At 75.0% G+C, this 19,170-nt stretch carries 16 protein-coding genes; 9 read left to right on the forward strand and 7 right to left on the reverse strand.

Going from position 1 to position 19,170, the window contains the following annotated elements; genetic code table 11:
* The first annotated feature begins 147 nt into the window (after positions 1-147).
* Positions 148-3,366, forward strand: coding sequence for a BTAD domain-containing putative transcriptional regulator (locus tag ACIBHY_RS53240; RefSeq protein ID WP_397310885.1), 3,219 nt, complete (start codon positions 148-150; stop codon positions 3,364-3,366).
* On the opposite strand, the gene ACIBHY_RS53245 is transcribed toward ACIBHY_RS53240, so the two are convergent.
* The gene (locus ACIBHY_RS53245) at positions 3,359-4,579 is read right to left on the reverse strand and encodes a serine hydrolase domain-containing protein (protein WP_397310886.1); all 1,221 of its coding nucleotides are present in this window, start codon (positions 4,577-4,579) and stop codon (positions 3,359-3,361) included. The two genes, ACIBHY_RS53240 and ACIBHY_RS53245, sit on opposite strands and share 8 nt — an antisense overlap.
* Before the next feature lie 135 nt (positions 4,580-4,714).
* Here ACIBHY_RS53245 and ACIBHY_RS53250 point away from each other — a divergent pair, with 135 nt between their 5' ends.
* The 7 genes from ACIBHY_RS53250 to ACIBHY_RS53280 all read left to right on the forward strand — a co-directional run bounded on the left by ACIBHY_RS53250 (position 4,715) and on the right by ACIBHY_RS53280 (position 11,389).
* On the forward strand, positions 4,715-5,704 hold the full coding sequence (locus ACIBHY_RS53250) for a hypothetical protein (protein ID WP_397310887.1): 990 nt from the start codon (positions 4,715-4,717) through the stop codon (positions 5,702-5,704).
* Positions 5,705-5,877: 173 nt separating this feature from the next.
* A complete protein-coding gene (locus tag ACIBHY_RS53255; protein WP_397310889.1) occupies positions 5,878-7,086 on the forward strand; it encodes an alpha/beta fold hydrolase in 1,209 nt (402 codons plus the stop codon).
* Positions 7,083-7,664 carry an RNA polymerase sigma factor gene (locus tag ACIBHY_RS53260; protein WP_397310890.1) on the forward strand — a complete coding sequence of 194 codons (582 nt, stop codon included), beginning with the start codon at positions 7,083-7,085 and terminating at the stop codon, positions 7,662-7,664. Before ACIBHY_RS53255 ends, ACIBHY_RS53260 begins: the two co-directional genes overlap by 4 nt.
* Positions 7,661-8,446, forward strand: coding sequence for a zf-HC2 domain-containing protein (locus ACIBHY_RS53265; RefSeq protein ID WP_397310891.1), 786 nt, complete (start codon positions 7,661-7,663; stop codon positions 8,444-8,446). The genes ACIBHY_RS53260 and ACIBHY_RS53265 overlap by 4 nt, the downstream gene beginning before the upstream one ends.
* Positions 8,443-9,279, forward strand: coding sequence for an ABC transporter ATP-binding protein (locus tag ACIBHY_RS53270; RefSeq protein WP_397250445.1), 837 nt, complete (start codon positions 8,443-8,445; stop codon positions 9,277-9,279). Before ACIBHY_RS53265 ends, ACIBHY_RS53270 begins: the two co-directional genes overlap by 4 nt.
* Entirely contained in the window at positions 9,276-10,715 is a 1,440-nt protein-coding gene (locus tag ACIBHY_RS53275; protein ID WP_397310893.1) for a hypothetical protein, read from the forward strand. The genes ACIBHY_RS53270 and ACIBHY_RS53275 overlap by 4 nt, the downstream gene beginning before the upstream one ends.
* Positions 10,706-11,389 (forward strand): hypothetical protein, encoded by a 684-nt coding sequence (locus ACIBHY_RS53280; protein WP_397310895.1) that lies wholly within the window; start codon positions 10,706-10,708, stop codon positions 11,387-11,389. The genes ACIBHY_RS53275 and ACIBHY_RS53280 overlap by 10 nt, the downstream gene beginning before the upstream one ends.
* A 9-nt stretch (positions 11,390-11,398) precedes the next feature.
* Here ACIBHY_RS53280 and ACIBHY_RS53285 read toward each other — a convergent pair whose 3' ends face one another.
* From ACIBHY_RS53285 to ACIBHY_RS53310, 6 genes are all read right to left on the reverse strand, one after another.
* Positions 11,399-13,063 carry an alpha/beta fold hydrolase gene (locus tag ACIBHY_RS53285; RefSeq protein ID WP_397310897.1) on the reverse strand — a complete coding sequence of 555 codons (1,665 nt, stop codon included), beginning with the start codon at positions 13,061-13,063 and terminating at the stop codon, positions 11,399-11,401.
* A gap of 73 nt (positions 13,064-13,136) precedes the next feature.
* Complete coding sequence (locus ACIBHY_RS53290) at positions 13,137-13,694, reverse strand: TetR/AcrR family transcriptional regulator (RefSeq protein WP_397310898.1); 558 nt, start codon at positions 13,692-13,694, stop codon at positions 13,137-13,139.
* Between the two features lie 36 nt (positions 13,695-13,730).
* Entirely contained in the window at positions 13,731-14,174 is a 444-nt protein-coding gene (locus ACIBHY_RS53295; protein WP_397310899.1) for a pyridoxamine 5'-phosphate oxidase family protein, read from the reverse strand.
* Positions 14,175-14,276: 102 nt separating this feature from the next.
* Positions 14,277-15,599 (reverse strand): amidase, encoded by a 1,323-nt coding sequence (locus ACIBHY_RS53300; RefSeq protein WP_397310900.1) that lies wholly within the window; start codon positions 15,597-15,599, stop codon positions 14,277-14,279.
* A 91-nt stretch (positions 15,600-15,690) separates the two neighbouring features.
* Entirely contained in the window at positions 15,691-16,704 is a 1,014-nt protein-coding gene (cydB, locus tag ACIBHY_RS53305) for a cytochrome d ubiquinol oxidase subunit II (RefSeq protein ID WP_397310901.1), read from the reverse strand.
* A 13-nt stretch (positions 16,705-16,717) separates the two neighbouring features.
* A complete protein-coding gene (locus ACIBHY_RS53310) occupies positions 16,718-18,121 on the reverse strand; it encodes a cytochrome ubiquinol oxidase subunit I (protein ID WP_397310902.1) in 1,404 nt (467 codons plus the stop codon).
* Positions 18,122-18,197: 76 nt separating this feature from the next.
* On the opposite strand from ACIBHY_RS53310, the gene ACIBHY_RS53315 reads away from it, so the two are divergent.
* Positions 18,198-19,079, forward strand: a complete 882-nt coding sequence (locus tag ACIBHY_RS53315; RefSeq protein WP_397250465.1) for a LysR family transcriptional regulator — start codon at positions 18,198-18,200, stop codon at positions 19,077-19,079.
* Positions 19,080-19,170: the final 91 nt, after the last annotated feature.

A 19,170-nucleotide genomic window follows, 5' to 3' on the forward strand; every position in this document is an offset into this window, starting at 1 on the left:
ACCGACCCGCACGCGGACCGGTTCCGGCCTTCGGCCTTCGGCCAGAAGATGATCCCGTACGGCGGCCGCCATCACCTCGCACCACCACGGCCGGGGAGCGCCCCGGCCGGTACGACGGGCTGTGCGTCCTCTGACAGACTTCTGGCCATGGCCAAGGGGACCGAGGCGGGCGGCGCCGGGGGGCGGGTGCGGGTCGGCGTGCTCGGCCCGCTGGTGCTGGAGACCGCCTCCGGACCGACGCCGGTCGGGGGCGCCCGGCTGCGGGTGCTGCTGGCCCGGCTGGCGCTGGAGGCCGGGCATGCCGTACGGCCCGCCGCGCTGGTCGAGGAGCTGTGGGACGAGGCGGCGCCGGAGGCTCCCCTGCACGCGCTGCAAACGCTGGTGTCGCGGCTGCGGCGCCTGCTCGGCGACCCGGGGCTGCTGACCTCGGGCCCGGACGGCTACCGGCTGGCCGTCGAACCGGACGCGGTCGACGCGCTCCGGTTCGAACGGCTGGCCCGCGAGGCGCGGCGTTCGCCCGCCGAGGCCGCCGCCGTCTTGCGCGAGGCCCTGGGCTTGTGGCGCGGCCCCGCCCTGGCCGACGTGCGCGCGGCGCCGTTCGCCGCCGCCGAGGCCGAACGGCTGGAGCGCGCCAGGCTGGCCGCCCTGGAGGACCGGATCGAAGCCGACCTGACGCGGGGTGCCGACGCCGACCTGGTCGCCGAGCTCGACGCGCTGAGCGCCGCGCACCCGGTGCGCGAACGCCTGCACGCCCAGCTGATCCGCGCCCTGGCGCTGAGCGGCCGCGGCGGCGAGGCGCTGGCCGCCTACGAGCGCATCCGCGGCCTGCTCGCGCAGAGCTTCGGCAGCGATCCCGGCGCGCACCTGCGCGAGGCCCACCTGGCGGTGTTGCGCGGCGAACGCCGCCGGCCGCCCGGCAACCTGGACCTCCCGCTGACCAGCTTCGTCGGCCGCGACGACGACGTCCGCCGCGTGGCCGCGCTGCTCGACCGGGTCCGGCTGGTCACGCTGACCGGTCCGGGAGGGTCGGGCAAGACACGGCTGGCCACGACCGTCGGCAGGGGGCTCACGCCGGCCGGCGGGGTGTGGTTCGTCCCCCTGGCCCCGATCGGCCCCGACGACGTGCCCCGGGCGGTGCTCGACCGGCTGCGAGCCCGCGAACAGCCCGGCCCGGCGCGGCCCGCCGCCCCGCAGGAGATCATGGACCGCCTGGCCGGCAACCTCGCCGGCGACGACGTGGTGCTGGTCCTGGACAACTGCGAGCACGTGATCGAGGCCGCCGCCGCGCTCGCCGCCACGCTGCTCGGCCGGTGCCCGGGACTGCGGGTGGTGGCCACCAGCCGGGAACCCCTGCGGATCGACGGCGAGAGCCTGCACCCGGTGCTCCCGCTGGAGCTGCCCGAACCGGGCTCGACGGCGGCGCGGGCGCGCTCCTGCGCGGCGGTCCGGCTGTTTCACGACCGGGCCGCCGCGGTACGCCCCGGCTTCGTCCTGGAAGGCGGCGCGCTGACGGCCGCGGTCGAGATCTGCCGCCGCCTGGACGGCCTGCCGCTGGCGATCGAGCTGGCCGCGGCCCGGCTGCGCGCCCTGCCGGTCGAGGCGGTCGCCGCCCGGCTCGACGACCGCTTCCGGCTGCTGAACGGCGGCAGCCGTACGGCGTTGCCGCGCCATCAGACCCTGAGCGCGGCGGTGGCCTGGAGCTGGGACCTGCTGGACGGCGACGAGCGGACCCTGCTGGAACGGCTGGCGGTCGTGCCCGCCACCTTCACCGAGGCCGCGGCCGCGGCGATCGGCGGGATGGACGACGCCGGCGAGCTGCTCACGGCGCTGGTCGACAAGTCGCTGCTGCACCCGGCCGAGTCCGCCGACCCGCTGGAGCCGCGCTACCGCATGCTGGAGACCATCCGGGAGTACGGGCTCCAGCGGCAGGAGCGGGCCGGCGCCGTACGCGAGCGGCACGCCAGGTTCTTCCTCCGGCTGGCCGAGTCCGCCGACCCGCACCTGCGCACCGCCGGCCAGCCGCGCTGGCTGGCCCGCCTGGACGCGGAGCGGGACAACCTGGCGGCCGCGATCCGGTGGGCGGCCGAGTCCGGCGAGGCCGATCTCGCGGTACGGCTCGGCGTCGCGCTGAGCTGGTTCTGGTTCCTGCGCGATCACCCGCCGGAGTCGCTGGACCTGCTCGGCCGGGTGCTCGACGCCCGCGGCGCGAGCGATCCGCGGGCCCGCGCGCTGGTGGTCGCTGCGCACGCTCTCGCCACCACCGAGACCATCAGCGGCCCGGACGAGGGCGAGGCGGCCTTCGCCCGGATCAGGACGGCGCTGGAGCAGGCCGCGCCCGGCGACCACCCCGTTCTGGAGATGGCCGGGCTGGCGCTGGCCATCGGCTCGCGGGCGAGCCTGCCGGGCCCCTCGGGCGAGCGGACGGATCTCTGGAGCCGGTCGCTGACGTTGCTGGTCCGCGGCGTGCTGACCATGAACGGCGGGCACGCCGCCGAGGCGGCACGGCTGCTGTCGGCGGCGCTGGCCGGGTTCGAGGAGGTCGGCGAGCGGTGGGGCCTGGCGACCACGCTGAGCACCCTGAACACGGCGCTGCGCCGCGGCGGCGACCCGGCCGCCGCGCTGGGGATGGCCGAGCGGGCAGGCCGCTACTTCCAGGAACTCGGCATGGCCGAGCACACGATGGAGAGTGAGGTGGCCGCCGCGACGCACCTGGCCGACGCCGGTGACGTGGAGGGCGGGCGGCGGCAGCTCGCGTACCTGCTGGGGAGGGTCGAGCGGACCGGGTCGGCGGAGTCGCGGGCGCAGGTCCGCCTGGGGCTGGCCCGGCTGGAGTGGCGGGCCGGGCGGCTCGACGCGGCTCGTGAGCACGCCGGCGCGGGGCTGGCGCAGGCGGCCCCCGGCCGCTCGACGCCGCACCTGGCCGCGCTGCTGCTGGGCGTGCTCGCGCACGTGGACGTGGCGGAGGGTCACCCCGAGCGGGCGGTACGCCGGCTCGACCACCCGGCGGTGCACGTGACGCTGACGTGGAACACCCCGGTCGCAGCCGCCATCGCGCTCGCCCTGGCGGCGATCGAGGCGTCCCGCCCGCTCGCGGCACAGCTTGATCACCGCCGGCCGGCAGGGCAGCGGTTCACGGCACAGCTTGATCATCGTGAGCGGGCGGGACGGCTGCTCGGAGCGGCCGTCGTGCTGCGCGGCTGGGAGGAGCCCGGCGACGCCGACGTGCGGGCGATCACGGAGCGGGTGACGGAGGCTCTGGGGGCCGCCGGGTTCGCGGCCGCCCACGCAGCGGGTGCGGCGATGTCGCGGGCGGAGGCCGAGGGCCTGGTGTCGGCGATCATCACCGCGCCCGCGCCGGTCACCTAGTCTGCGGCTTGCCGAACATCGTGCAGGTCACGGCACTCTGCAGCGCCTGGGCGGCCTTGGCGATCTTCGGGTCCGACTCGAACTCGGCCCAGTACTCCGTCGCGATGACCACGCTCGCCGTGCGGCCGCCGGTGCGGTCGGTGAGGGTGGTGGTCAGGTAGCCGGGGATGCCGCCGTCGTGACCCCAGAACGTGCCGCACGGGGTGGTGCCCGTCTGGACGCCCAGGCCGTAGCCGGGCCCGTCCGGCCGGGAGGGGTCCACCGGCACCGTGGCCCGCATCTGGGCCAGTTGGGCGGCGGGCAGCAGCTTGCCGGACATCAGCGCGGTGTAGAACCGGGCCCAGTCCTGGCCGGTGGACACCACCGCGCCGGCCGCCGCGCCCCACCCGGGGTTGTGGCCGGAGACGTTCACGTGACCGTTGCGGCGCGGCCCGGCGAGGTTCCTGAACGCGGCCGGGACACTCGGCGGCATGTGGGCGGCGTCGCGCTCGTAGCCGCGGGCGTAGGAGCCGCGCCAGGTGCCGTCGGCCGGGTAGTAGGTGTGCTCGAGTCCGAGCGGGCGGGCGATCCGGTCGCGGACCAGCCCGGCCAGGCTCTTGCCGGTGACGCGTTCCAGGACGGCGCCGACGGCCGCGTACCCGGTGTTGCTGTAGGACCACTTCGTGCCAGGCGCGAACAGCGGCGGGTGCTTCACCCCCACCGCGAGCAGCTTGTCCGAGGTCCATCGCCGCCGGTCCTTGCCGAGCATCGCCGGGCGCAGGGCGGCGTCCTGGGTGTAGTCGAACAGGCCGCTGGTGTGGTTCAGCAGCATGCGCAGCGTGATCGCCTTGCCGTTGGGCACCTGGCCGGGCAGCCACTTGTCCACCGGGTCGGTCAGGGCGAGCTTGCCCTCGGCGACCAGTTGCAGCGCGAGGGTGGCCGTCATGGCCTTGGTGTTGGACCCCATCCGGAACTCGTCGTCCGCCTTGAGCAGGTGATCGCGCCGGGTCCAGGCGGCCTGCTCGGCGATCTCGACGGGCCGGCCGCGGCCGTCGTCGACCCGCACGATCACACCGGGCGCGCCGGCCTCCACCAGTGCGCGCGCCAGCCGCTGCAACTGGGCGCGCTGCGCCTCGTCACTCGTGTACGGCGTGGCCGCGGCGGCGGCCGGGACCACCGCCGCCAGACCCACGACCAGCGCGGACGCCACGACAGAAAGGACACGCTGCGACATTGACCGGTACCTCCGGGTGATAGGTGAAACGAACGACTCCACCCTCCAGCCCCCCACTCACAAACCACACACAGCACGCTTTCAGCCACGAACACGCGCGATAGGCTGACCGCCCCCGAGCGGAGAGGGAGCCGTATGCGGGTGACGGCCGCCATCGTCCTGCTGATCGCCTGCCTGTCGGGCGGCGGGCCGTCCAGGCCGGTGTGGGAGCTGACCCTCACCCAGCGGGCCGCCGTCCAGTCGATGGCGGCGACCGCGTCCGGCCAGGCGTGGCTGATCGGCAAGGACGGCGCGCTCCAGCGCTGGGACGGCCGGGCCTGGGCCCCGGCGGGCACACCACCGCGCTTCTGGAGCGCATACGGCAACCTGGTCACCTCGCCCGCCGGTGACGACCTGTGGCTGTTCGGCGGGGAGCAGCCGCTGCAGTGGCAGGGCCGGTGGGTGAGCAGGCCCTTCCCGCGCGGGGAGTTCGCCGCCGGGCCGCAGGCGGTGGCCGCTCGCGACCGGGTCTGGGTGGGCGAGCAGGGCGGGCCCGAGGACTGCGTCTGCGTCGGCATCCGCTACTGGGACGGCACGCAGTGGCGCGACGTCGCCACCGGCGGCCAGGCCTTCGACACCCAGTTCACCAAGGTGGCGCCGCCCTGGCTGGTCAACCACGAAGGGATGCTGCGGTGGGAGAACGGGCGGCGGCAGCAGGTCGCGCCGCCGGTCGCCTCGTTCGGGTGCCGTTCGTGGGAGGGCTACACGATCGAGCGCCTGACCTCCGGCCCCGGCGGGGCGTGGGCGGTGGCCCAGGTCGCCGAGCCGGTGGCGTCCCGGTGCCTGGGTCACCACGCTGAGCTGCGGGTGCTGCTGCGCTGGGACGGCGCCGCCTGGCGGCGGGTCGAGCTGCCCCTGGACGGGACCGGGGTGGCGGGGCTGGCCGTGGACGCGAGCGGCGGGGTGTGGCTGGCGGCCAATCCGGGCGGCCGGCCGTACGTGCTGCGCTGGGAGAAGGGCCGGTGGCGCAGGACGGTTCTGCCGCGCGGGACCGGCATCGCCCGGATCGCCCCCGAACCCGGCACGGGCCGCCTGTGGGTGCAGGCACAGGACGGCCCGGACACGCTGATCTACCGCCTCAGCTGACCTGCGGGGAAGGAACACGTTCCGAGGCGGAGGGGAAGACCGGTCATGAAGGTCGTGGTCAGGAACGCCACCAGGATCGCCCCGACGATGTACGGCCCGCCCACCACCCTGAGGCTGCCGATGTGGCTGGGGGCGCGGCCCGGCCGGCCACCGGCTCCAGCACACTGGAGTGCATGAACCACACCAAGGTGCTCTTCCCCGGCTCCGGTGGGGAGCCGCTGGCCGGCCGTCTGGAGTTGCCCGCCGGGCCGGTGGTGGCGACGGCGCTGTTCGCCCACTGCTTCACCTGCGGCAAGGACTCGGTCGCCGCCTCACGGATCTCCCGTGGGCTGGCGGCGCGCGGCGTGGCCGTGCTGCGCTTCGACTTCACCGGTCTGGGCCAGTCGGGCGGCGACTTCGCCAACACCACGTTCACCTCCAACGTCGGCGACCTGGTGTGCGCGGCCGGCCATCTGCGCGAGACGATCGGCGCGCCGGGCATCCTCATCGGCCATTCCCTGGGCGGCGCCGCCGTCCTGGCGGCGGCGGAGCTGATCCCCGAGGCCAGGGCGGTCGTCACCATCGGCGCGCCGGCCGGCACCACGCACGTGGAGCATCTGCTCGGCTCCTCGCGGGCCGAGATCGAGGCGAGCGGGGTGGCGGAGGTGGTGCTGGCGGGCCGGCCGTTCCGGATCAGCAAGGAGTTTCTGAGCGACATCAGGCGGCAGGACCAGCACGAGCGCATCGCCGGGCTGCGCCGTGCGCTGCTGGTCATGCACGCGCCGCAGGACGAGCTGGTGGGTGTGGAGAACGCCCGGCTCATCTACGACGCGGCCCGCCACCCCAAGTCGTTCGTCTCCCTGGACGGCGCCGACCACCTGCTCACCGACCGCCGGGACGCCGCCTATGTGGCCGATGTCCTGGCCGCGTGGGCCGGCCGTTACCTCGAGGCCGCGCCGGAGGCGGTGGGCGAGGCGGGGGTGGTCACGGTGGCCGAGACCCGCACGGGCAGGTACCAGCAGTCGGTCACGGCGGGCCGCCACCGGCTGATCGCCGACGAGCCCCGCTCCTTCGGCGGAAACGGCTCCGGTCCGGGACCCTTCGATCTGCTCCTGGCCGCGCTCGGCGCCTGCACGTCGATCACGGTCCGCATGTACGCCGACGCCAAGCGGATCCCGCTCGAACACGTCACGGTGTCGTTGCGCAGGAAGGGCAAGGACACCATCGTCAAGGACCTCGCCCTCACCGGCGGCCTGAGCGCCGCGCAGCGGGACAAGCTGCACGAGATCGCCGACAAGTGCCCGGTGCACCGCGCCCTGACCGGCTCGCTGACCATCGAGCGGGCCACGGACGCGCGATCCTCAGAACCGGCGGGCACGGACGGTGCGATAGATACCGTGTGAGACGGTTCCCCTTCCGGCGGCGCGCGGCGCCCGACGTCAGCGACGTCAGCGGCGACAGCACCGACGCCGAGCTCATCGCCGCCGTCGCCGCGGGCGCCACCGCCGCGCTGCGCCTGTTGCACCAGCGGCACGCTCCGTGGCTGCGCGCCCGGCTGGCGCGCCGCTGCGCCGATCCGGACGCGGTGGACGACGCGCTGCAGGAGACGTTCCTGGGGGTGTGGCGTTCGGCGGGTCGTTTCCGCGGCGAGAACGCGGCCGGATGGTTGTGGACGATCGCGATCCGGCGGCTCATCTCGGCGCTGCGCGGCAGCGGCGGGCGCTGGATCGGCTCGGGCATCGAGCCGGACGACGCCTCGCCGGTCGCCTCGGCCGAGGACATGGTGCTGCTCAACGTGGAGCACGGCGACCTCGGCACCGCCCTGACCAGGCTCTCGCCCGAACTGCGGGCGGTCATCGAGGCCACCGTCCTGGACGGTCTGACCACCAAGGAGGCCGCCGGTCTCCTGGGCATCGCCGAAGGCACGGTCAAGACCCGCGCGATGCGGGCCAGGGCCCGGTTGCGCGAGGAGCTGTCATGAGCTGGCACATCCCCGATGACCTGCGCGAACGCTATCTCGCCGGGGCGCTGGAGCCGGCCCTGGCCATGTCCGTGGACGCGCATCTGGGGCGGTGCGCGCCCTGCCGGGCGGCGGTGCCGTACGAGCAGGACTGGCTTGAGGGGTCCTGGGCGCGGCTGGAGGCCGAGCTGGTCACGGCGCGGCCGCGGCCGGCGGAGCGGGTGCTGCGGCACGGCGGCATGCCCGACCATCTGGCCAGGCTGCTGTCGGCGACGCCGACGATGAGCCGGGCGTGGCTGGTCGCGGTGGTGGCGGTGCTGGGGTTCGCGGTGCTGGCGGCGCGCGAGCAGGCCGAGCTGCTGCCGGTGTTCCTGATCCTCGCGCCGGTGCTGCCGCTGGCGGGCATCGCGCTCGCCTATGGGCCGCGCGTCGATCCGGCCCACGAGCTGGTGGCGGCGACGCCGATGTGGGGGCCAAGGCTGCTGCTGGCGCGGGCCACGGCGGTGCTGGCGGTCTCGGTGGTGCTGGCCGGGCTGGCCTCGCCGCTGCTGCCGGCGCCGCCCGGGTTGAGCGCCGCGTGGCTGCTGCCCGCGCTGGCCGCCGCCGCGGGCTGCCTGGCCCTGTCCAACCGGCTGCCCGTGCCGATCGCCGCCCTCGCCGTCGGCGGGGTGTGGCTGGCCATCGTCGGCGCGGGCGGCCTGCTCGTCGGCTGGATCGCCGTCTTCGGTCCCGCCCCGCAGATCGGGTACGGCGCCGCCGTCCTCCTGCTGACCTACCGCCTCTACCGAGTGAGCACCCGATGATCCGGATCAACGGCCTGACCAAGACCTACGGCGCCCGACGCGCGCTGGACGACCTGCACCTGACGCTCGGCACCGGGGTGACCGGCCTGCTCGGCCCCAACGGCGCCGGCAAGACCACCCTGCTGCGCTGCCTGGCCACCACCCTGGCCCCCGACGCCGGCACGGTCGAGGCCTTCGGCCTGGACCCCGCCGAGCGCGCCCAGCGCACCGCCCTTCGGCGCAGGCTCGGCTACCTGCCGCAAAACCCCGGAGCCTACCCGCACTTCACCGCCTTCGACCTCGTGGACTATGTGGCGATACTCAAGGAGCTGACCGACCGCGCGCACCGCCACGCCGAGGTACGCCGGGTGCTGGCCGAGGTGGACCTCACCGACCAGGCCAGGACGAAGGTCCGCAAGCTGTCGGGCGGCATGCGCCAGCGGCTCGCGCTGGCCCAGGCGCTGCTGGGCGAGCCGGACCTGCTCATCCTGGACGAGCCGACCGTGGGCCTGGACCCGGAGCAGCGGATGACGTTCCGGGCGCTGGTCTCGCGGCTGGGCGAGAGCCGTACCGTGGTGCTGTCCACGCACCAGACCGAGGACGTCGCCGCGTTGTGCGAGCGGGTGGTCGTCATGCGGGAGGGGCGGGCGGTCTTCGACGGCACGCCCGGCCGGCTGGCGGCGGTCGCCGAGGGCCGCGTGTGGCTGTCGCCGTCGCCGCCCGACGGGGCGCGGCTGTTCTGGAAGACGGCCGATGGCCGCTACCGCACGCTCGGCGCGCCCCCGCCGGCCGCGGACGCGGCGCCGCCCGGCGTCGAGGACGGCTACCTCATGCTGCTCGGGGAGGCGGCGTGACGCGCGGGCTGCTGCTGTTGGAGGCGCGCCGGCTGATCAGGCACCCGCTGGTGTGGGGGACGAGCGTGCTGGTGGTGGCGCTGCAGACGTTCCTGAGCCGGGACGGCCAGCCCGACCTCACGATGGATCCGGTCAACGCCACGGGCGTGTTCACCTGTCTGGGCGCGGCGGTGCTGGTCGTGGCGAGCCTGGCCGCCTCGCGCGAGGGCCGGCACGGCATGCCCGAGAGCCTGGCCGGGCTGCCCGGCCGGGCCGAGCACCGCACGCGCGCCCTGCTGCTGGCCGTCCCGCTGGTCGCGGGGTCGGCGGCCGCGCTGGCGATGAGCGGCTACCTGGCGATCCGGCTGCTGAGCGGTCCTGCCGGGGGCCGCCTGGACGTGGCCGAGCCGCTGACGGCGGTGGCCGCCACGGTCCTGGCCGCCACCGTGGGGGTGGCGGTCGGCCGCTGGGCGCGGTGGCTGATCGCCGGGCCGATCGTGGTGGCCGTGCTCGGCTTCCTCATCTTCACCAACCCCTCCAACGGCCCGGCGGGCTGGCTGCTGCCGGTGATGCAGGTCCACCGCGCGGACTGGCCCGACCGCCCGTCGTTGCTCCACCTGGTGTACGTGCTCGCCGTCGCGGCCTTGTTCGCCGCGCTCGCGCTGCTCCGGCATCGGGTACGGCCGGCGCCCGCCGCGGCCGCGGTGCTGGCCCTGGCCGTCGCGGTGCCTGCGGGGGCCGCCGCGGCGTCCACCCCGGCACCGGCGCAGTTCCCCACGAACGTGGAACTGACCGTGGGCCACGTCGACTCCCGCGTCCGCGAGCGCTACTTCGGCCCCGACGCCTACCGCTGCACGCCGCGCCGGGGGCTGACCTACTGCGCCTTCCCCGGCTACGCGTCCTGGATTCCGCTGTGGGAGCGGGCGGTCGGCCCGGTGATGGCGGCGCTGCCCGCCGCGCGCCGCGCCCAGGCGCCCGCGGTCCGGCAGGTGAGCCCCACCTGGCACTTCGCCACGCAGCACGCCGCGATCGGGGCGCCGATGAGCTGGGGCCACCCCGACCAGCGCAGGCTGCTGGCCGAGGACGCCGCGTTCTGGGCGACCGGGCTGAACGACGCGGCCGGCCGCAACCACGACCTCGGCCCGAGCAGGCTGTGCGACGTGCGGGGCCAGGCCCGCACGGTGGTGGCGCACTGGCTCATCGGCCAGGTCGCCCCGCCCGAGGCCCGCAGGGAGCTGTACGTCGACCTCAATGTGGGACGGCGGTCCGGCCTGGACTGGGGGCCTGCCGAGACCGGCTACGCCACGCTGCTGCTCGCCGTCCCCGGCGCCCGGGAGAAGGTCGTGGCCCACTGGGACACGCTGATGAAGCCCACCACCACGATCGACCAGGCCCTGCCGCTGCTCGGGCTGGAACGCAGGTTCACCGCGCCGATGGGAGCGACACCGTGCTTGTAACCGCCCACTCCGAGGCCGCCACGTGCACGGCCTCCCCGCCGTCTCGCCTGCGGGTGGCGCTGCTGCTGGTGCGTCCCCTCGCCCGCGCGATCGACTGGGCGCCGCTGGCCGTGGTCGCCGTCCTCACCGCCGCGCTGGTGAGCCTGGTGGGCTTGGGTCAGGTGCTGCCCGGCGGGGACGCGCTCGTGCTCATGCGCGTCTGCGGCACGCTGCTCGGCGCCGCGGCGGCGTTCGGGCTGGTCGACGCCATGTCCGCCGATCTCGGGGCGGCCGCGGTCCCCCGCTGGGTGCCTCAGGCGCTGCGCTGCCTGCTGCCGGGCGGCGTGGCGATCGCGATCTGGCTGGCCGCCTTCGCCTATGTCCTGACCCGCCTGCCGGACGACGCGCTGTTCCCGGTCGGCGACCTGCTCGTCGAGATGGGCGTCTGCCTCGGCATCGCGCTGGCGGCCGCGGCGAGCGCGGTGCGGTTCGCGCCGGGGCGGCAGGCGGCCATGGCGGCGGTCGTGGTGCAGATGGCGCTGGTGCTGGGGACCATCCTGCTGCCCGAGCAGGTCCGGCTCTGGCCGCCGACGTGCGGGTTCGGGTACTGGGACCAGGCGCACCTGTTCTGGCTGGCGATGCTGCCGCTGCCGTACCTGTGGCTGATCTTCGCCGGGCGTGACCTGCGGCGCTGACACGCCGCTTCAGTGCCCTCGCGCGGCCCGTGCCACCTCGATCGGATGGGTGAGCTGCGGGTAGTGACCGGCGCCGGCTATCTCGGTCACCGGATGCCCGGCCGTCACGGTGAGCGGGTCGGCCGAGCCCGTCACGATCCGGACCGGGACGCCCGCCCGTTTCAGCAGGGCCCGGGACTGCTCGCGCTCGGCGACGGCGGTGCGCAGGGCCGCGACCACGCGGCGCGCGACCCCGGGGCGGCGCAGGTCCGCCGTGGCGCTCGCCACCTCCGGCCCCTCGGGAACCCCGAGCATCCCGGCCAGCCGGGCGGCCGGCATACGACGCAGCGTCGCTACGGCCAGGCCAGAACGGGTGATCCGGGCGCCGGGCGCCTGCAGGAAGGCCGGGGCGAGCAGGACGAGAGCGCCGACGCGCTCCGGATGCCCGGCGGCGAAGCGCAGCGCGGGCCCGCAGGCCAGCGAGTGCGCGACCAGCACGGGACGGGTCCCCACCGGGCCCATCAGGTCCTCCATCCAGGCGTCCGTGGACGCCGCGGGCGCCGAGCGGCCCAGGCCGGGCAGGTCCGGCGCCAGGACCGGCCCGTCGAGGTGCGCGAGGAGCGGCGCCCAGAGGTCGGCGTTCATCGGCAACCCGTGCAGCAGGACGTACGCGGGCCGGTGGCGTTCCCCGATGATCCAGGTGCGGCTGCCCGCGACGTCGTGGAACCCGTACGGGCTCAGCGCGGGCGTCGCGGCGCCGAAGCGCGTGCCCACCAGGTCGTCGGCCCACGCGCGCAGCACGTCTTCGACCGGCGGTGTCCGCAGGCCCGCGCGTGCGGCGAACGCCTGGGCCGAGGCGGTCGGATAGCGCTCGGCCGACAGGAACGACAGCGTCTCGGGGTCGGCCCCGGTCAGCGCGCGCGGCAGGCGCCGCAGCAGCCCGGCCGGGATGGACCGGCGGGGCGCCCGCACCCCGAGGTGGGCGGCGATCAGGCCGATCAGCTCGGGCAGGTGCGGGGTGTCGTCGTCGAGCACCCAGTAGTGCTCGCCCGCGGGCCCGGCCGGGACCTCCGCCAGGAACCGCGCGAAGTAGCCGGCCGCCACGACCGGGACGAACGTGGCGGGGCCGCCGGGCAGCGCGGGCAGCCTGCCGTTCCACAGGTCCCGCACGAGGGTGGCCGGGCCGATGTACTGGCCGGGCCCGATCACGGCGCTGGGGTTGGCGATGGTCAGCGGCACCCCGAGCCGCGCGGCCCCGGCCCGCACCGCGAGGTCGCCCTCGATCTTCGAGGCCTCGTACGCGCCGAGCGCCGCGTAGTCCGGCGGCCCGCTCGCCGCGCTCACCCGGTACCCGCTGACGTGCACGAGACGGCGCAGATCCGGCAGCGTGGCGGCCCAGTCGAGCACGTTGAGCGCCCCGGCCACATTGGCCGCCCGAGCCGCCTGCCGGGTGAGGCCGAAGGCGTAGCGCCCGGCGGTGTTGTAGACGTCGCGCGCGCCGGGCAGCCCGGCGAGGGGGCGCGTGATGTCGGCGGTGACGACGCTCAGCCCGCCGGTGACGACGCCCCGGGCCTCCAGCCACGCGGTGAGGGTGTCCTCGCGGACGGCCGCCGCCACCCGCTGCCCCCGTGCCAGCAGTTCGGCGACCAGGTGGCGGCCGATGAAGCCGCTCGCGCCGAAGACGATCGCGTCCACAGAACTCCCTAAATAGATCGATCTACATATTTTTTCGTCAGAAAAGAGCCCGCCGGTCGCACGGCGGGCGAGGTCAGCGCAGCAGCACGGCGATCTGGCGGGAGACGCGGTTCAGCGGCTCCCGGTCGCGATGCGTCCTGGCCAGCAGGAGCGCGCCCTCGACGAGCGCGAGGACGGTGAGCGCGAGGTCGTCGGCGTCCGGACGGCCCTGCAGCCGGGCGCGCAGGGCTGCCTCCCACGAGCGGTAGACCTGCGAGCACACCTGCTGCAGCGGGTCGCTGGTGGCGGCCGTCTCCAGCGCGACGGTGGCCACCGGGCAGCCTTTGCTCCAGCCCGACTCCTCCAGCCGGTCGCCCAGGTGGCGCAGCATGCCCTCGGCGAACTCGGCCACCGTGGCGGAAGTCGCGGCCAGGTGGTCCATGGCCTCGCCGATGTGCCGGCCGGCCCGCCGTACCGACTCGGCGACCAGCTGGTCCTTGCCGCCGGGGAAGTGGAAGTAGAGCGAGCCGCGGGGCGCGCCGCTGAGCGCGATGACCTGGTTGAGCCCGGCGCCGCAGTATCCGGCGGCCTCGACCAGGTCTTGTGTCGCGTCCAGCAGGCGCTCGCGCGTCTCTGCCCCCTTGTGTCCCATATCGCCAAACTAGACCGGTCTACATATTTCGTCAATTCAGCTGGTGAACTCCTTGCCCCAGTCGTAGGTGAGCCAGCGCTCGGGGCGTACCCGGACGGTCTGCATCGAGCGGATGTATCCCTCGGCCGAGGTGAAGAACCGCTCCCCCGCCTCGGGCCCCAGATACCGGATCGACCAGCTGCGGTACTCCTGCAGGTCGACCGGCTCGTAGCCGAGCACCGGCCCCTCGATCGTGACGTACTTGTACGGCATCTCCTCCTGCTGCACCGTGAACGTCACCCGACCGGCGGCCCGGATCTGGGCCATCTTGCGGCTGTCCGGGCTGGTGGCGAAGGTGAGTTCGCCGCCGGGCTCGTAGCCGTACCAGATGGGCACCGCCATCGGGCCGGCGCCATCGGCGTCGGCCACGCTCAGCACCCCGATGTGCGTACCGGCCAGGAAGCTCTCCCGCTCGTCCGTCGTCATGCGCGTCGACATCATCGGCTCCTCATCGTTGGTGGATCGACACCCGTCATCCTTCTGGGCGCCGCGCACGATCGGCTGCGGACTCGCTGGGGGTATGCCGTCGGCGGAACCACCGCCTCAGCCGCGCGGGTGCAAGAGCAGCGCCTCGTCGCCGGGACGGCAGATCAGCTGGAGGCCGACGGGCAGGCCGGCCACCGTACCCGCCGGGAGCGACAGGGCCGGCAGGCCCAGCACGTTCCATGGGCTGGTCAGGGCCAGCAGGGTGGCGCGCACGGCGGCGGGCCTGCCGTCGATCGCGGTTTCGCGCTGCCCGATGAGCGGGGCGGTGATGGGCACGGTCGGCAGGGCCAGCACGTCATGGTGTTCGAACAGCGCCTCGGCGGCGACGGCCAGGCCCGCGCGCGCGTCCATGGCCCGGACGTAGCGCCAGCCGGGCACCTGCCTGGCGGCGTGCAGTCGCTGGAGGGTCTCGGGTTCGTACAGCTCCGGCGCGGCGGCCAGGCGGTCGGCGTGCACGGCGGCCGCCTCGCCGCTGTGCATGGCGGCGTAGGTCTCGCGCAGGGCGTGGGCCAGGCCTTCTGGCCAGCCGATCTCCGGCGGGGAGCCGGCCGCCGCGCGGGCGAGCCGTACCACCTGCGGGTCGAGCGCGGACAGCTCGGCGGGGTCGAGCCAGGCCACGCGCGGGGCCCTGGGCGGGCTGTCATCCGCCCTTCCGGTCTCCTCTGCCTGGGGGCCGTCGCCGCTCAGGCAGCGGTAGGCGAGCAGGCACTCGCGCGCCGAGCCGGCCAGGACGCCGACGTGATCGAAAGAGCGGGCCAGCGGGAAGACGCCGTCGGCGGAGATCGCGCCGTAGGCGGGCTTGAACCCCGCCACCCCGCACAACGCGGCCGGGATGCGGACCGATCCGCCGGTGTCGGTGCCGAGCGCGAGCGGCACCAGGCCCGCCGCCACCGCGGCCGCGCTGCCGGCGCTGGAGCCGCCGGTCATCCGCTCCGGGTCCCGGGGGTTGCGCACCGGGCCGGTGGCCGACAGGTCGCCCGTGGGGCCGTAGGCGAACTCGTGGGTCGTGGTCGTGCCGACGATGACCGCCCCGGCCGCGCGCAGCCGCCGCACGCAGGCGGCGTCGGCGGGCGCGAGGTGGGCGGCGAAGTGCCGCGATCCCATGGTGAGCGGCAGCCCGGCGACGCCGATGAGGTCCTTCACCGCGACGGGCACGCCGTGCAGCGGCCCGCGGCCGGTTCCGGCGGCCCGTTCGTCGTCGGCCCGCCGCGCCGCGGCGCGGGCGCCCGCGGCGTCGACGGCGACGAAGGCGTTGAGCGTGGCGCCGGGCCCGGCGATCGCGTCCAGGGCCAGCTCGGTGAGCTCGGCCGACGTGGTGCGCGCCTGGCGCAGGTCCTGGGCGAGGCCGTCGAGGGTACGGCCGGCGAAGGGGCCGGTCATGGAGACCTTCCGCAGCAGGGGGATCTTCGTGCAGATCCCCCTGAATACCACCCGGCCCGAGGTGGGCGCGAGCCCCCGGCCCGAGGCGGGGTCAGAAGTAGCCGGGCCGGGCGACGCGGCCGCGGAAGGCCCACCACAGGAAGGCCTGGTAGCCGAGGATGACCGGGACGATCACGACGCCGAAGCCGGTCAGGATCCGCAGCGTCGCGCCGTCGGCCGCCGACTCGGCCAGCGTCAGGCCGGCGCCCGGCGTGACGGAGGAGACCAGCAGGTACGGGTAGTTGGCCAGGCCCGTGGCCACGACGGGGAGTGCGGCGGCGGCCGCGGTGGCGGCGAAGGCGAGGCCGGGCCGGGCGGCGGCCAGGGCGGCGCGGGCGCCCGCCAGCAGGGCCGGAAGGGCGAAGGCCGCCGCGATGGCGGGCGCCGCGTTGGCCGGCCGGACGCCGAGCGCGGCCCCGGCCGCGGCCGTCGTCACCGCCGCGATCATCGCCCACGCCGCCGCCCGCCGTGCGAAGGCGGCGCCGCGGGCGGCCACCCTCCCGTCGGCGCGCAGGGCGAGGAAGGCGCCGCCGTGCGCGGCGAAGACCAGGACGGTGCTCAGGCCGCACAGCAGCACGAACGGGTGCAGGACCTCACCGGCCGACAGGGTGAAGCTGTGGCCGCCGTGCAGCGGGACGCCGGTCAGCAGCAGCCCGATCAGCATGCCGAGCGCCATCGCGGGGACGAGCCCGCCGGCGGTGAGCAGGACGTCCCAGACGCGCCTGTCGAAAGCACTGGCGGACCGGCCGCGTAGCTGGAGCGCGCTCTTGCCGGCGGCCAGGCCGAGCAGCAGTGCCACGATCAGCGGGTAGGCGCCCGACAGCAGGGTCCCTTCGAGGATGGGGAAGGCGCCGAACAGCACGCCCGCGGCCCCGATCAGCCAGACCTCGTTGCCGAAGAAGAACGGGCCGAGGGCGGCGAGCGTCTGACGGCGGGCGCTCTCGTCGCGCCCGCCTTCGTCGCGGGCGGTGAAGGGCAGCGCGAGCTGTACGCCGTAGTCGTAACCGCCCAGGACGAAGTATCCGGTGAGCAGGAAGCCCAGGATCGCCAGCCAGAGAATGTCCATGGAGCCGTTCCTCTCAGAAGGTGGGGCGCGCCTGGGCCGGCTGCCCGAGGTGGGCGGCGTCGGGGCCACGGCGGGCGTAGCGGATGATCAGCGTCCAGTCGGCCACGGCGAGCGCGCCCAGCACGAGCGCGAAGCCGAGCAGCGAGGTGAGCATCGCGCCGTGGCCGACGCCCGGCGACAGGGCCTGGGCGGTGGTGAGCTCGCCGTAGACGACCCACGGCTGGCGGCCGGTCTCGCGCAGGACCCAGCCGCCCACCGAGGCCAGGAACGGCAGCGGGATCGCGAGGATCAGCACCCGGTGCAGCGGGCGGGTCAGGCGCCCGCCGTAGCGCAGGGCGGCGCCCATGAGCAGCGCGACGGCGGCGTAGATGGGCAGCCGGTGGGGGCCCGCCTCGCCGAAGGCGAGGCCGCCGGCGAACTCCCCCGCGGGCAGCGCCGCCAGCACAGTGATGACGACGGCGGCGGCCGGGCGCCGGGTCAGGCGCTCCCGGAAGACGATCATGACGGCGAACAGCGCGACCAGGCCCAGGACGTAGCCGAGCCAGAGCATCGCGTACTGCCCCCACACGGCCCAGTGCGGCGGAATGTAGTCGCCGGGGCCGTGGGCGGCCCGCAGGGCGCTCTGCAGGTGCTCCACGCCCGCGCCGCCGGACAGCAGGCCGAGTTTCATCGGCTGCGTCGCGGCCAGCAGGGGGTACTGCAGGGCGCCCACGACGTAGACGGCCAGGCTCGCCACGGCCGCGACCAGGACGCCCGAGCGCAGCGGGCGGCGGAACTCCTCCCGGCCGCGCAGCAGGTGATGGGCGCTGATGCCGGCGACGAAGACGCCGCCGGTCAGCAGCGCCGCCGCCATGACGTGGCCGAGCGCCACCAGGGCGCTGGGGTTGGTCAGCAGGGCGCCGAAGTCGGTGAGGTAGGCCACGCCGTCGCGGATGACGTAACCGGTGGGGGCCTGCATGAAGCCGTTGGCGACCAGCACCCAGTACGCCGAGGCGTAGGCGGTCAGCGTCACCAGCCAGATCAGGCCCGCGTGCGGCCAGGGCCGCAGCCGCCCCCACCCGAAGATCCACATGCCGAGGAAGGTGGACTCGGCGAAGAAGGCGATGAGCGTCTCCAGGGCCAGCGGGGCGCCGAAGACGTTGCCGGCGAACTTGCTCAGCCCGCTCCAGTTCAGGCCGAACTGGAACTCCATCACCAGCCCGGTCGCGATGCCCAGCGCGTAGTTGATCACATACAGCCCGCCCCAGAACCGGGTCATGCGCTCGCGGGCGGCCTTGGTGTCGGGGTCGCGGGCGCGCACCGCCGCGGTGTGCATGACCGCGACCAGCGGGACGAGGCCGAGCGTGAGGATGACGAACAGCCAGTGCACGCCGGTGGTGAGGGCGAACTGGAGACGGGCCAGATCCAAGAGGTCCACGCCGCCGACCGTAGGCAACCTCGACATATGCTGTCCAAGACCGAAATATCCATCAGTTCATAGCTTTAGAGGCATAATGGATTTGCTGCCGCTGCGTTACTTCCAGGCCGTGGCCCGGCACGAGCACATCAGCCGGGCCGCCGAGGAACTGCGGGTGGCCCAGCCGTCGCTCAGCCGGACCATCGCGCGTCTCGAAGCCGACCTCGGGGTGCCGCTGTTCGACCGGCAGGGGCGCCGGGTGCGGCTCAACCGGTTCGGCGCGGCGTTCCTGCGGCGGGTGGATCGGGCGCTGGGCGAGCTGGAGGACGGGCGCCGCGAGCTCGCCGACGCCGCCGGCCTGACCCGGGGCAGCGTGTCGGTGGCCTCCGAGACGCTGATCATGCTCGTCGAGCCGGTCAAGAGCTTCATCGCCGCGCATCCCGGTGTCGGCGTGCGCCTGCTTCAGTCGGGCGCCGACACGATGGCGCTCCGGCTGCGCGAGGGCGAGGTCGACCTCTGCCTGACCTCGCAGCCGCTGGAGGGGGCCGGGTTCGGCGAGCGGGTGTTTCCCGCCGAGGACGTGCTGCTCGCGGTGTCGCCGGCCCACCGGCTGGCCGGGCGTACCCACGCCACGATGGCCGATCTGCGCGGCGAGCGCATCGCGACCACGCCCCCGGGCCACTGGCAGCGCACGATGATCGAGCGGCTGTTCGCGGCGGCGGGCATGGAGCCGGTGTACGCGTGCGAGGCCAACGAGGCCTACGCCGTCGTCGAGTTGGTCAGCGCCGGGCTGGCCATCGGCTTCGTCCCGGCCTGGTCGGCCGCCCACCCGGCGGGCCCGCCGATCGTCCTGCTCCGCCTGGACGCGCCCGGCTGCGAGCGCGTCCAGCGGCTCATCTGGCGGGAGCGGGCCTACCTGTCGGCCGCGGCCCGCCTGTTTCGCGAGCACCTGCTGGCCGCCCTCCTGCCCGAGGGCTAGCTGTACTGACCACAGAGGTTAGGTACGGGGATTGATCGTTTTGGCATGAGGAAGGGCCTCCGGGTTCGGTGTGGATTGCGACATCTGCACC

It is taken from the genome of Nonomuraea sp. NPDC050547 (assembly GCF_044457345.1).
Lineage (GTDB): Bacteria > Actinomycetota > Actinomycetes > Streptosporangiales > Streptosporangiaceae > Nonomuraea.

Bases quoted from the DNA above. Each gene is read 5' to 3' on its own strand.
- ACIBHY_RS53240 (WP_397310885.1), top strand. From the start codon at position 148: ATGGCCAAGGGGACCGAGGCGGGCGGCGCCGGGGGGCGGGTGCGGGTC.
- ACIBHY_RS53245 (WP_397310886.1), bottom strand. From the start codon at position 4,579: ATGTCGCAGCGTGTCCTTTCTGTCGTGGCGTCCGCGCTGGTCGTGGGT.
- ACIBHY_RS53250 (WP_397310887.1), top strand. From the start codon at position 4,715: ATGCGGGTGACGGCCGCCATCGTCCTGCTGATCGCCTGCCTGTCGGGC.
- ACIBHY_RS53255 (WP_397310889.1), top strand. From the start codon at position 5,878: ATGAACCACACCAAGGTGCTCTTCCCCGGCTCCGGTGGGGAGCCGCTG.
- ACIBHY_RS53265 (WP_397310891.1), top strand. From the start codon at position 7,661: ATGAGCTGGCACATCCCCGATGACCTGCGCGAACGCTATCTCGCCGGG.
- ACIBHY_RS53270 (WP_397250445.1), top strand. From the start codon at position 8,443: ATGATCCGGATCAACGGCCTGACCAAGACCTACGGCGCCCGACGCGCG.
- ACIBHY_RS53290 (WP_397310898.1), bottom strand. From the start codon at position 13,694: ATGGGACACAAGGGGGCAGAGACGCGCGAGCGCCTGCTGGACGCGACA.
- ACIBHY_RS53295 (WP_397310899.1), bottom strand. From the start codon at position 14,174: ATGATGTCGACGCGCATGACGACGGACGAGCGGGAGAGCTTCCTGGCC.
- ACIBHY_RS53300 (WP_397310900.1), bottom strand. From the start codon at position 15,599: ATGACCGGCCCCTTCGCCGGCCGTACCCTCGACGGCCTCGCCCAGGAC.
- cydB (WP_397310901.1), bottom strand. From the start codon at position 16,704: ATGGACATTCTCTGGCTGGCGATCCTGGGCTTCCTGCTCACCGGATAC.
- ACIBHY_RS53315 (WP_397250465.1), top strand. From the start codon at position 18,198: ATGGATTTGCTGCCGCTGCGTTACTTCCAGGCCGTGGCCCGGCACGAG.